General features: G+C 68.0%; 8 protein-coding genes and 1 pseudogene. 4 read left to right on the forward strand and 5 right to left on the reverse strand.

Annotated elements, in window-relative coordinates:
• Positions 1 to 117: 117 nt before the first annotated feature.
• Together mprF and DPV79_RS26220 are read left to right on the forward strand one after the other, a co-directional pair.
• Entirely contained in the window at positions 118 to 2,712 is a 2,595-nt protein-coding gene (gene mprF / locus DPV79_RS26215; protein ID WP_113046830.1) for a bifunctional lysylphosphatidylglycerol flippase/synthetase MprF, read from the forward strand.
• Positions 2,709 to 3,989 carry a virulence factor family protein gene (locus DPV79_RS26220; protein WP_113046831.1) on the forward strand — a complete coding sequence of 427 codons (1,281 nt, stop codon included), beginning with the start codon at positions 2,709 to 2,711 and terminating at the stop codon, positions 3,987 to 3,989. Before mprF ends, DPV79_RS26220 begins: the two co-directional genes overlap by 4 nt.
• A 78-nt stretch (positions 3,990 to 4,067) precedes the next feature.
• On the opposite strand, the gene DPV79_RS26225 is transcribed toward DPV79_RS26220, so the two are convergent.
• From DPV79_RS26225 to DPV79_RS26240, 4 genes are all read right to left on the reverse strand, one after another.
• Entirely contained in the window at positions 4,068 to 4,505 is a 438-nt protein-coding gene (locus tag DPV79_RS26225) for a DUF934 domain-containing protein (protein WP_059496786.1), read from the reverse strand.
• Positions 4,502 to 6,286 carry a nitrite/sulfite reductase gene (locus DPV79_RS26230; RefSeq protein ID WP_113046832.1) on the reverse strand — a complete coding sequence of 595 codons (1,785 nt, stop codon included), beginning with the start codon at positions 6,284 to 6,286 and terminating at the stop codon, positions 4,502 to 4,504. The genes DPV79_RS26225 and DPV79_RS26230 overlap by 4 nt, the downstream gene beginning before the upstream one ends.
• Positions 6,287 to 6,502: 216 nt before the next feature.
• Positions 6,503 to 6,898: a hypothetical protein gene (locus tag DPV79_RS26235; protein ID WP_113046833.1), complete on the reverse strand. Its 396-nt coding sequence runs from the start codon at positions 6,896 to 6,898 to the stop codon at positions 6,503 to 6,505.
• Between the two features lie 91 nt (positions 6,899 to 6,989).
• A complete protein-coding gene (locus DPV79_RS26240; protein ID WP_113046834.1) occupies positions 6,990 to 8,423 on the reverse strand; it encodes an aminotransferase-like domain-containing protein in 1,434 nt (477 codons plus the stop codon).
• Between the two features lie 380 nt (positions 8,424 to 8,803).
• On the opposite strand from DPV79_RS26240, the pseudogene DPV79_RS26245 reads away from it, so the two are divergent.
• A pseudogene (locus tag DPV79_RS26245) lies at positions 8,804 to 10,011 on the forward strand (RNA-guided endonuclease InsQ/TnpB family protein).
• A 184-nt stretch (positions 10,012 to 10,195) separates the two neighbouring features.
• On the opposite strand, the gene uxuA reads toward DPV79_RS26245, so the two are convergent.
• A complete protein-coding gene (gene uxuA, locus DPV79_RS26250; RefSeq protein WP_185735585.1) occupies positions 10,196 to 11,260 on the reverse strand; it encodes a mannonate dehydratase in 1,065 nt (354 codons plus the stop codon).
• A gap of 267 nt (positions 11,261 to 11,527) precedes the next feature.
• Here uxuA and DPV79_RS26255 point away from each other — a divergent pair, with 267 nt between their 5' ends.
• Positions 11,528 to 12,250 (forward strand): FadR/GntR family transcriptional regulator, encoded by a 723-nt coding sequence (locus tag DPV79_RS26255; protein WP_059651056.1) that lies wholly within the window; start codon positions 11,528 to 11,530, stop codon positions 12,248 to 12,250.
• Positions 12,251 to 12,256 lie beyond the last annotated feature (6 nt).

The raw sequence follows: 12,256 nt of genomic DNA on the forward strand, positions 1-12,256 counted from the left end.
TCTGATCCAGGCGCCGCCTGCCATTTTCTTCGGCCGACCGCCCACGCAGAACAACCAGATACGTCGCCGCCTGGCCGTCTTGCGCCGCGACACGCTATGCACCACCACTGAACATCTATGTCTTCCCGCCACTCTGGTTCGCCCGGCCTCGCCGCGGCGGTGATCGCCCGTGTCCGGGCGCTGATCCGCAACGAGCGCGTGCTGTCGCCGCTGCTCGCGCTCGGTATCGGCCTGCTGCTGATCGTGGTTTTCCAGCACCTGTCGGAATCCGTCGACTACCGGTCGGTGATCCGCGAGTTGCGTCACATGTCCGTCGGCGAGTGGGGCGCATCGCTGGCCGCGACGGCCCTCAGTTATCTCGCGCTCGTCGCCCGCGATGCGGTCGGCCTGCGTTATGTCGCCGCGAAGGTGCCGCGCGTCGCGTTGTGGATCGGCGCGATCGCCGGGTCCGCGCTCGGTAACGCGACCGGCTTCGGCGCACTGACGGGCGGCGCGGTCCGCGCACGCGTGTACGGCGTGTCGGGCGTCACGCCTGCGCAGATTGGCCGGATGACGGTGTTCACGAGCGGCACGCTGGCGCTCGCCATGGTGTTGATGACGGCGGTCGGCATGGTCTGCGTGCCGGAGGCGCTCGCCGCGATGCTGCACGTCGCGCCCGGCGTGCTGACGTGGACCGGCGCCGCGCTGCTCGTGATACTGGCCGCGATCGTCGCGATGTGCGGCAACACGGCGCGCCCGGTCGTCACGCGCTTCAAGTGGCTGTCGTTCGACGTGCCTGCGCGGCGCGATCTCGTCGCGCAGGTCGTCTACGCGGTGCTCGACGTCGTTGCCGCGGGCCTGACGCTGTGGGTGCTGCTGCCGGCCGCGCCGGTCGGCTTCCCGACCTTCATCACGGTGTATGCGGCCGCGCTGCTGCTCGGGATGATCGGCCATACGCCGGGCGGGATCGGCGTGTTCGAAGCCGCGATGGTCTTCACGCTCGGTCGCGAAGTGCCCCCGCACGCGATGGTCGCCGCGCTCATCGCGTATCGCGCAATCTATTTCGGCGTGCCGCTCGTGCTGTCGGCCGGCCTGCTGGCCGGTTTCGAGGGCCGCGCGCTGCGCCGCCGGCTCGTCACGCGGCAGGCCGTGCGCGTGTCGCAACTCGCGCCGGTGTTCCTGAGCCTCGTGACGTTCGCGGTCGGTAGCATGCTGGTGATCTCGAGCGCGACGCCCGCGTTCTGGCACCGGATCGCGATCCTGCGCCACCTCGTGCCGCTGTGGGTGCTCGAAGGCTCGCAGGTGATCTGCAGCGTGCTCGGCGTCGCGCTGCTGTTCGTCGCGCGCGGGCTGCTGCGCCGCCTCGACGGTGCGTGGTGGATGACCTTCGCGCTGACGCTCGCAAGCCTCGCGCTGTCACTCGCGAAAGGCCTCGCGTTCGTCGAGGCCGGCGTGCTCGGCACGCTGCTCGTGCTGCTGCTCGTCAGCCGCCGCCGTTTCAACCGCCATTCGTCGCTGCTCGCCGAGCGCTTCACGGTGAGCTGGTTCGTGTCGGTGACCATGGTGCTGATGCTGGCCGTGTGGGTGCTGTTCTTCGCGTTCCGCGACGTGCCGTACACGCGCGAGCTGTGGTCGCATTTCTCGTTCGACGCGCGCGCGCCGCGGGCGCTGCGTGCGACGCTTGCGTCCGGCGTGTTCGTCGCGCTGTTCGCGCTCTGGCAACTGCTGCGCCCGGCGCCCGGCCGTTTCGTGAAGCCCGCGGCGCAGGACCTGTCGGACGCCGAACGGATCATCCGCGCGCAGGAGTGCAGCGATGCGGGCCTCGCGTTGATGGGCGACAAGTCGTTCCTGTTCTCGGAATCCCGCCGGGCGTTCCTGATGTATGCCAAGAACGGCCGCACGTGGGCCGCGCTCCACGACCCGGTCGGGCCGCGCGAGGAGTGGCCGGGGCTGATCAGCAAGTTCATCGCGCTCGCACACGCGCACAGCGGCCGTGCGGCGTTCTACCAGGTGCGCGCCAACGCGCTGCCGCTGTATCTCGACGCGGGGCTCACGCTGATGAAGCTCGGCGAGGAAGCGCATATCGCGCTCGACCAGTTCGACCTGAAGGGTTCGAACCGGTCGCACCTGCGCTACGCGCTGCGCCGTGGCGACAAGGATGCGCTGACGGTCGAGGTGATCGCACCGCCCGACGTGCCGGCCACGTTGCCGGCTTTGCGCGACATCTCCGACGGCTGGCTCGACAGCCGCGACGCGCGCGAGAAGAGCTTCTCGGTGGCGGCGTTCCACGACGGTTATCTCGCGACGCAGTCCGTGATGCTCGTGCGGCAGGCCGACAAGCCGATCGCGTTCGTCACGTTCATGACGACCGACCTCAACACCGAGGCGACGGTCGGCGTGATGCGCCATCTTCCGGACGCGTCGCCGTACGCGATGGAATATCTGTTTACGCAGCTCGCGCTGCATCTGAAGGAAGCGGGCTTCCGCAAGCTGAGCCTGGGTATCGCGCCGTTCTCGGGGATGGGGGCGGCGAAGATGCCGTCGCCGTTGCACCGGATCGGCCTGATGGTCTGGCGCTTCGGCGGCCGTTTCTACAACTTCCGCGGCTTGCGCGCTTTCAAGAGCAAGTTTGAACCGCACTGGGAGCCGCGTTACCTCGCGGCCTCGGGCACGGTCGGCGTGTTCGTCACGCTCGCGGATCTGTCATTGCTGGCTGGAGGTCGGCGTTCATGAGTTTGAAGAAGGGAATCGCGCGGGCGGCAGCCGCCTGCGCGGGGATGATGCTGGCCGGCGCCGCGTGCGCCACGCAGCCTGCCGCCGTAAAAGCAGAAACCGTGTCGGGCGGTCGTTATGGGCCCGTCACCGTGACCAAACCCAGCGGGCCGCTGCGCGGATTCGTCGTACTGTTCTCGCGTGAGGCGGGCTGGAATGCCGCCGATCAGCAGGCGGCCGACGCGCTCGCGAAAGCCGGTGCGATGACGGTCGGCGTCGGTTCGGAGCGTTACGCGACGAATCTCGCCGCGAAGCAGGAGACCTGCCACCACCTCGACGGCGACGCCGAAGCGGTCAGCCACCAGCTCGAACGCCTCGCGCAGTCGTCGCGTTATTTCACGCCGATCGTCGCGGGCGTGGGCCAGGGCGGCGCGATCGCGAAGCAGATCCTGTCGATGGCGCCGGAGAACACGATTGCCGGCGTCGTATCGGTCGATCCGGCCGCGAAGCTCGATCCGCGTTTCAAGCCGTGTCCGCCCGATCCGACGATCGTGCGCCGCGCGATGCCGGGTTTCGTCGAAACGGCGGCCGCGGGCGATTCCGCGAAGCTCGTGTCGCTCGTCACGTCGCACCTGCGGGACACCACCAGCAGCGACGAACTCGACGTGTCGGATCTGCCGCTCGTCGAGCTGCCGGCCAAGGGCGGCAACGGCCAGCTCGCGATCGTGATCTCGGGCGACGGCGGCTGGCGCGATCTCGACAAGACGATCGCCGAGGCGCTGCAGCGCGACGGCGTGTCGGTGGTCGGCATCGACAGCCTGCGCTATTTCTGGAGCGAGAAGCCGCCGGCGCAGGTGAGCCGCGATCTCGCGCGCGTGATGCGCACCTACATGGCGCGCTGGCATGCGAATCGCGTGGCGCTGGTCGGCTACTCGTTCGGTGCCGACGTGATGCCGTTCGCGTACAACCGGCTGCCGGCCGACCTGCGCGACAAGGTCGCCGTGATGTCGCTGCTCGGCTTCGCGCCGGCCGCCGATTTCCAGATCCGCGTGACGGGCTGGCTCGGCATGCCCGCGAGCGACAAGGCGCTGAAGGTCGCGCCGGAAATCGCGAAGGTGCCGCCGCAGCTCGTGCAGTGCTTCTATGGCGCGGAGGAGAAGGACACGATGTGTCCGGCGCTCGTGAACACGGGCGCCGACGTGATCAAGACGCAGGGCGATCACCACTTCGGCCGCGACTACATCGCGCTCGAGAAGAAGATTCTCGGCGCGTTCGGCAAGCCGGTGGCGGCGCGCTGAACGCCGGCGCCCGCTTCGCGGCGGGCGCCGGCCGGACCTTTCCGGTTCTTCGTACGGGCGGCCAGCGTGCCGCCCGTTTCATTTTGCGGCGGGCGTTGCCGCGTTCTGCTGCGGCATCGTTGTTCTCGCATCGCGCTGATAGAAACCCGGGAACCGGTCGAGCTGCCGCCGCGCGGCCGTGATGTCCGTGCCGTCGCCGAGCACCGCGCTCGAGAACCCCGTGCGCTCCATCAGCAGCAACTGGTCGACCAGCACCTCGCCGGTCGCGCGCAGGTCGCCGGTGAAGCCGTAGCGCTTGCGCAGCAGGTACGCCTGGCTGTATGCGCGGCCGTCGGTGAACGACGGGAACTGCAGGTCGATGCGCGTGACTTGCGCGATCCGCCCGGCAAGCGGCGGCAGTTCCTCGTCGTTGCCGATCGTCAGCATCGTGTCGTCGTGCGGCTGCGTGTTGCCGGCGTGTTCGGCCGGCGTCAGCAGGCGGATGCGCGCGTGTGCGTTCGAAGCTTGCTGGTTCATGCGGGCTCCACCTGATGGCGCGCGTCGTTCGCGGCGGCCTTGAAGGGTTCCGTGCCGATGCGGCGGACGGTGTCGATGAACCGTTCGCTGCGGCCGTCGTTGTCGATCCGTGCGTCGAGGTACGCGTTGACGATCGCGTCGACGACATCGACGATCTCGTCCGCCGAAAACGACGGGCCGATCACCTTGCCCGGCCGCGCCGGGCCGCTCGCGGTCGAGCCGTCCGAGCCGCCGAGCGTGACCTGGTACCACTCGGCGCCGTCCTTGTCGACGCCGAGGATGCCGAGGTGGCCGCTGTGATGATGGCCGCACGAGTTGATGCAGCCGCTGATGTGCAGGTCGATGTCGCCGACGTCGTGCAGCATGTCGAGATCCTGGAAGCGCTCGGCGATCGCATCGGCGATCGGGATCGAGCGTGCATTCGCCAGCGCGCAGAAGTCACCGCCCGGGCACGCGATCATGTCCGTCAGGAGTCCGACGTTCGCGCTGGCGAGCCCGATCGCGCGGGCGTTTTCCCACAGCGGGAACAGGTCGTCGACATGCACCCACGGCAGCACGACGTTCTGCGTATGCGTGACGCGCGCCTCGCCGGCCGAGAAACGGTCGGCGAGATCGGCGAGCGCGTCGAGCTGGTCCGGCGATGCGTCGCCCGGGGCCTGCAGGCGGCGCTTGAACGACAGCGTGACGATGCGCAGCGCCGGGTCGCGGTGATCGGCGACATTGCGCGCGAGCCAGCGCGCGAAGGCCGGATGGTGTGCCGCCTGGGCCGACACGCGCAGGTTCGCGTCGCGCAGGCTGACCGTGCGCGGCTTGAGGCGCGGCGCGACGAACGACGCGGCGACGCGGTCGAACTCGACCTGGGCGATCGTGTGCAGCCCGCCGTCGTGTTCGACGATCTGGCGGAACTCTTCCTCGACGTCGTCGATGTAGCGTTGCCCCTCGGTCTTCACGAGGATCTTGATGCGCGCCTTGTACTTGTTGTCGCGCCGTCCGTAGCGGTTGTACACGCGGACGATCGCCTCGATGTAGTTCATCACGTGCTGCCAGGGCAGGAACGCGCGCAGCAGCGTCGCGATCGTCGGCGTGCGGCCCATTCCGCCGCCGACGCTCACGCGAAAGCCGAGTGCGCCCGTGTCGTCGCGCACGAGCTTGAGGCCGACGTCGTGCCAGTCGGTCGCGGCGCGATCCTCGGCCGCCCCGGTGATCGCGATCTTGAACTTGCGCGGCAGGAACGCGAATTCGGGGTGCAGCGTCGTCCACTGGCGCATCACTTCGGCGAACGGGCGCGGATCGGCGATCTCGTCCGGCGCGACGCCGGCGCGCTCGTCGCACGAGATATTGCGGATGCAGTTGCCGCTCGTCTGGATGCCGTGCATGTCGACGGTCGCGAGCAGGTCCATCACGTCGGCGGCCTTCGTGAGCGGAATCCAGTTGAACTGCACGTTGGTGCGCGTCGTGAAGTGCGCGCTGCGGGTCGGCAGGCGCATCGTGCCGAGCAGGGCCTGCGCGTCGCATGCGGCGCGGTAGGTGGCATCGTCGGGCACATCGTAGTCGCGCGCGATCCGCGCGAGCACGCGCAGCTGCGCGCTGGACAGTTCGCCGTACGGCACGGCCACGCGCAGCATCGGCGCGTGGCGCTGCACGTACCAGCCGTTCTGCAGGCGCAGCGGCCGGAACGCGTCTTCGCTCAGCGTGCCGAGCTGCCAGCGCTCGAGCTGGTCGCGAAACTGGGCGGCGCGGCTGTGCACGAGCGCCCGGTCGAAAACGGTATATCGATACATGACGTGATACGCGAGAGGAGCCGCGGCGCGATGCGGGCGGCTCGAGGGGACGTTGCGACGGGTGTCAGGCAACCGGAGACAGCGTAGGGAACGCGGCGCGGCGGGACAAGCAGCAGATCGGGACGAAAAGGGCGCAGCAGATGGCCGGCGAGAGGCCGGTGGTGGCCGGTGCAGGCCGGCGCGGGCCGGGCATGCGTGCATGCCCGCGACGGGTGCTTACGCGTCGGCTTCGACGACGAGCGCCGGATCGAGCGCGCGGATGCGCTGGTCGATGAAGTAGCCGCCGCCTTCCTGGTAGCGCAGGAACAAGCGACCGCACGCGCGGCAGCGGCTCACGGTGCAGCGGTTGTACGGGAAATGGCGCAGTGCGATCGGCGCGTCGTCCGACGCGTAGCGCGTGCCGGCCGGATGATATTCGGCGTAGGTCGGCTCAGCCTCGCCGGGCGGCGTGAGCGTGGCGACTTCGGTCAATTGCGCGTCCTGCAGCGACAGCGGCAGGGTCGTCCATCCGGCGAGCGGCGTTTTCGTGCAGGTGCACGGCTGCGTGACGTGCGCTGCGTCGGTGGCCAGTTTCAACAGCGCGTCGTGATCGAGGTAGGGCAGTTGACTCATGGGAAATCATGAAGAGGCGGCGGGATCAGCACTGTAACCCGCGCACCGGTTGCATGCATGGTCGTGACGCAGGCGGCGCACCGTCGGCGCTTCAATCGCCCTTGCGGACCGACGGCTGCGCGACCAGCTCGCCGAGCACGCGGATCGCGCGTTCGATGTCGCGGCTCCACGGATGGCCGAAGTTCACGCGCACGCAACGTTCGAAGCCGTGCGCGGCCGAAAACAGCGGCCCCGGCGCGAAACTGATCCCGCGTGCGATCGCCTGGCGATGCAGCTCCATCGCGTCGATCGCGTCGGGAAACGCGAGCCACAGAAAATAGCCGCCTTCGGGCCGCACCCATTCGACGCCGGCCGGCAGCCAGCGCCGCAGCGCGTCGTCCATCCGGTCGAGCTGCGCGTGCAGCGCGCCGCGCAGCTTGCGCAAGTGCCGGTCGTAGCCGCCGTGCTCGAGATAGTTCGCGATGCCGGCCTGCGCGGGAATGCTGGCCGACAGCGTCGTCATCAGCTTGAGCCGCTGCACCTTCTCCGCGAACCGGCCGGCGGCGGCCCAGCCGATCCGGTAGCCGGGCGCGAGCGTCTTCGAGAACGAGCTGCAGTGCATCACGAGCCCGTGCCGATCGAACGCCCGGGCGGGCAGCGGGTAGTCGGGGCCGAAATGCAGCTCGCCGTATACGTCGTCCTCGATCAGCGGCACGTCGCGTGTGGCGAGCAATTCGACGAGCGCACGCTTTTTTTCGGTGGACAGCGTGACGCCGGTCGGATTCTGGAAATTGGTCATGAACCAGCACGCGCGAATGTCGTGCCGGTCGAGTGCGTTCGCGAGCGCATCGAGATCGAGGCCCGTGCGCGGATCGACGGGAATCTCGACCGCGCGCAGGTCGAGCCGTTCGATCGCCTGCAGCGCCGCATAGAAGCCGGGCGCTTCGACGGCCACGACGTCGCCGGGCCGCGTGACGGCCATCAGGCACAGGTTCAGCGCTTCGAGCGCGCCGTTCGTGACGACGATCTCGTCGATGGGCTGCGAGATGCCCGTCGCGAGATAGCGCCGGGCGATCTGCTGGCGCAGCGCCTCGTTGCCAGGCGGCAGGTCGACGACCGTGCTCCACGGGCTGACGAGCCGCGTGGCCTGCGCAAGCGATTTCGCGAGGCGCGGCAACGGAAACAGTTGCGGCGACGGGAATGCGGAGCCGAGCGGCACGATGCCGGGCTGCGTGGCCGCGTCGAGGACGGAGAACACGAGGCTGCTGATGTCGACCTTGCGTGTGGCGCCGGCCCGTTTCGCGCGGCGCGTGGGCGCCGGGCCCGCCTCCGGCGTTGCGCCGGGCGCGACGTAGTAGCCCGAGCGTTCGCGCGCGCGGATCAGCCCCCACTGTTCGAGCAGGTAGTACGCGCGAAACACCGTCGACTGGCTCACGCCGTGCTGCGCGATGATCTGCCGCAGCGACGGCAGGCGCGTGCCGACGGCGAGGTTGCCGTTGCGGATGTCGTCGGCGATCGTGTGGGCGAGGGTTTCGTAGCGTTTCATCGAAGTGGACGGAAGCCGCTCACCGGGCGCGGGCCGGACGGGCCGTGCACGCGGCAAGCGGGCTCATTGTCCGATGGCCGTCGCCAAAAGAAAAGCGCATCCGCCCCCCCGTGACGGACGCGGGCGGCGCGCTCAGGTCGCGCATCAGCCACATGCCGGCCCGCTGCGCGAGGCTCACGTGCACGCCGACGGCGTCGAGGCCGCGCTCCGCGCGAATGCTCGGCGGGGCGATCGCGAGGCTCGCGCTGTAATCAGAATGCGCGCCGAATCTCGTGGTTCAGGGCGGGGAAGGATGACCCAAGGCCACTTTCTTCGGAGCATAGCGCGAGTACCGCAGGAGTCCTTGACAGCACGCTTTCTCTGGCTGATAGGATTGAATCATGCAACGTCTTCAAGCCTTCAAGTTCGAACTGATGCCGACCGGCGAGCAGCGGGGTGATATGTGTCGCTTTGCCGGGGTATGCCGATTTATCTTCAACAAGGCGTTGGCGTTGCAACAGAAGAACCGTGAGGCGGGCGGCAAGTTCATCGGGTACGTGGCGATGGCAAAGCACCTGACGGCGTGGCGCAATAGCACGGAAACACCGTGGCTCAAAGACGCCCCGGTGCATCCGCTCCAACACGCACTCAAGAACCTGGAACGAGCCTACAGGAATTTCTTTGCCGGCCGCACAGCTTATCCGCGCTTCAAGAAGCGGGGCCGGTGCGATAGCTTTCGCTACCCCGATGCGAAGCAGATCAAGATCGACCAGGCCAACGACCGCATCTTCCTGCCGAAGCTCGGCTGGCTGCGCTATCGCAATAGCCGGGATGTGTTGGGCGAAGTGCGCAATGCCACCGTGTCTCAGAACGCAGGCAAATGGTTCGTTTCGATCCAGACCGCACGTGAAGTCGAGCAGCCGGTATCGAAGGCAACCAGCGCGATTGGCATCGATATGGGCATCGCACGGTTTGCCACGATGAGCGACGGCAGCTACCTCGCACCGCTGAACAGCTTCAAGCTGCATGAAGCGAGACTGTGCCGCGCGCAGCGGGCGATGAGCCGCAAGACGAAGTTCAGCAACAACTGGAAGAAGGCCAAGGCCCGAATCCAGCGTATCCATGCCCGCATCGGCAACTCTCGCCGCGACTACCTACACAAAGCCACGACCACGATCAGCCAAAACCACGCGATGGTGTGCATCGAGGACTTGCAGGTACGAAACATGTCGAGGTCGGCGGCCGGCAGCCGCGATGCGCCGGGTCAAAATGTTCGGGCCAAGTCCGGTCTGAACAAATCCATCCTCGATCAGGGCTGGTTCGAATTCCGCCGTCAACTGGACTACAAGCTGGCCTGGCCTGGCGTGGCGGCTGGCTCATTGCCGTGCCGCCGCGGAACACGAGCCGGACGTGCCCGGCCTGCGACCATGTGTCGGCTGATAATCGGCGGACACAAGCGCGGTTTGCGTGCGTGGCCTGCGGCTTCGAGGAAAACGCCGATGTGGTCGGCGCGATCAACATACTGGCGCGGGGACACCGCGTTGCAGCCTGTGGAGAGCCGGTGCAGTCGGGCCGCTCCGTGAAGCAGGAACCCGCCGAGGCGATCTGAGATAGGCATCAACATTTCAGACGCAGTAGGAATCTCCTGCGTTTAAGCAGGGAGGATGTCAAGACGTTGGCCAGGAAGCACATCAGGATCATGGCCCATCGGATGCGTGGCATGCGGTGTCTCCGCGCGGAATGTCGTGACGGGCGGCCGGCGATCCGCTGCGCCGGTCGCCGCGATGGGCGGGTTATCGCGTGACTGGCGACGGCGTGCGGTCGAACTTCGCGAGCGCTTCCCACAGGCCGTTCAGGTAGACCGCGCCGAGCGCGCGGTCATAGAGGCCGTAACCGGGCTTGCCCGTCTCGCCCCAGATCATGCGGCCGTGGTCGGGGCGCACGTAGCCGGTGAAGCCGGTGTCGTGGTACGCCTTCACGATCGCGGCGATGTCGAGCGAGCCGCAGCTCGACAGATGCGCCGTTTCCTCGAAATCGCCGTTCGCGTCGACCTTCACGTTGCGGATATGCGCGAAGTGGATGCGACCCATCGCGCCGAATTCGCGCACGAGCGCCTCGACGTCGTTCTGCGGGCCCGCGCCGAGCGAGCCCGAGCACAGCGTCAGCCCGTTCGCGGGCGTGTCGACGATGCGCACGATCCGCGCGAGATCGTCGCGGTTCTTCACGATGCGCGGCAGCCCGAAGATCGGGCGCGGCGGATCGTCGGGGTGGATCGCCATCTTCACGCCGGCTTCCTCGGCGACCGGGACGATCGCCTTCAGGAAGTATTCGAGGTTCGCCCACAGTGCCGCTTCGTCGACGTCGCGATACTCGGCGAGCAGCGCCTGCAACTGTTCGGGCTGGTAGCTCGAATCCCAGCCCGGCAGCGCGATGCCGTCGTCCGGATCGATCCGGTCGACCGCGTCGGTGCTGAACGCGAGGCAGGTCGAGCCGTCGTCGAGCGTCTTCGACAGCTCGGTGCGCGTCCAGTCGAAGACAGGCATGAAGTTGTAGCAGATGACGCGCACGCCGGCCGCGCCGAGGTGGCGAATCGTCTGACGGTAGTTGTCGATCAGGCGGTCGCGGCCCGGCTTGCCGAGCTTGATGTCCTCGTGCACCGGCACCGATTCGACGACTTCGAACTGCAGGCCGGCGCGTTCGATCGTCGCCTTCAGCGCGTCGATCTTGTGCGCGGGCCAGACTTCGCCCACCGGTTCGTCGTAGATCGCCGACACGATATGCGTGACGCCCGGGATCTGGCGGATGTATTGCAGCGAGACCGGATCGGACTCGCCGTACCAACGGAAAGACATCTTCACTGGAGCGGCTCCTGGCTGGCGGTTGATGCATCGGGCGGACGGGCGGCGGCGTGCCGGCCCGTCTCCGGTGTGCGGATTATGATTGGTATGCCAGTTGCGCGGGATAGTGGTTTACCAGTTGTCGGGATCGCAACCGGCGGCATGACGCTTCGGCGCGCACCCTCGCGCGCTGGCCAATACGTCGAACCGGACGCTGGCCGAAATTGGTGTACCATTTTGCCGATCCGGCGCCGCGACGGCGCCGGCCAGCCTGTTGCGAGCCTTTCGATGACCGATCTTTCCAGCCAGCCAGCCAGCCGCGATACCGATGCCGCGGACCGCTCCTATATCGGCCTCGCGCGGCAGATTCACGCGATGGTGGCTGCCGGTGCGTTCGAGGCCGGCGCGCGGCTGCCGTCCGAGCGCAGCCTGGCCGACCAGTTCGGCGTGAGCCGCACGCAGGTGCGTGAGGCGATCATCGCGCTCGAGGTGCAGGGGATCGTCGAGGTGCGGATCGGTTCGGGCATCTACGTATCGGCGGCCGATGCCGCGCGACCGGTGACGTTCGAGGTGCCGCGCGGCCCCGGGCCGATCGAGACGCTGCGCGCGCGCGGATTGATCGAGGCGGAAGTCGCCGCGCTCGCGGCGACCGAGCGCAAGGATGCGGATCTCGACCGGCTGTTCTTCTCGCTGACGACGATGCGCGAACAGATGGCCGACAAGGCCGCGTACGACGCGGCCGATCGGCAGTTTCACCTGCGCATCGCGGAGTCGACCGGCAACACGGTGCTGCTGCACATGGTCACCGCGATGTGGGACTGCGCGCGCAGCGATCCGCTGTGGGACAAGATCGAGGAGCACTTTCACTCGAGCGCGCTGCGCGAGGCATCGCAGGAGGATCACCAGCGGATCTTCGCGGCGATCATGGCGCGCGACGCGGCGGCTGCACGCGAGGCGATGGGCGCGCACCTGTCGCGCGTGATCGCGGAATTCACGCAGGCGTGGCGCTGACGTTCG

This window comes from Burkholderia reimsis (assembly GCF_003294055.1).
In the GTDB taxonomy this organism is placed as follows: Bacteria; Pseudomonadota; Gammaproteobacteria; order Burkholderiales; family Burkholderiaceae; genus Burkholderia; species Burkholderia cepacia.

Bases quoted from the DNA above. Each gene is read 5' to 3' on its own strand.
- DPV79_RS26230 (WP_113046832.1), bottom strand. From the start codon at position 6,286: ATGTATCGATATACCGTTTTCGACCGGGCGCTCGTGCACAGCCGCGCC.
- DPV79_RS26240 (WP_113046834.1), bottom strand. From the start codon at position 8,423: ATGAAACGCTACGAAACCCTCGCCCACACGATCGCCGACGACATCCGC.
- DPV79_RS26220 (WP_113046831.1), top strand. From the start codon at position 2,709: ATGAGTTTGAAGAAGGGAATCGCGCGGGCGGCAGCCGCCTGCGCGGGG.
- DPV79_RS26255 (WP_059651056.1), top strand. From the start codon at position 11,528: ATGACCGATCTTTCCAGCCAGCCAGCCAGCCGCGATACCGATGCCGCG.
- DPV79_RS26235 (WP_113046833.1), bottom strand. From the start codon at position 6,898: ATGAGTCAACTGCCCTACCTCGATCACGACGCGCTGTTGAAACTGGCC.
- DPV79_RS26225 (WP_059496786.1), bottom strand. From the start codon at position 4,505: ATGAACCAGCAAGCTTCGAACGCACACGCGCGCATCCGCCTGCTGACG.
- mprF (WP_113046830.1), top strand. From the start codon at position 118: ATGTCTTCCCGCCACTCTGGTTCGCCCGGCCTCGCCGCGGCGGTGATC.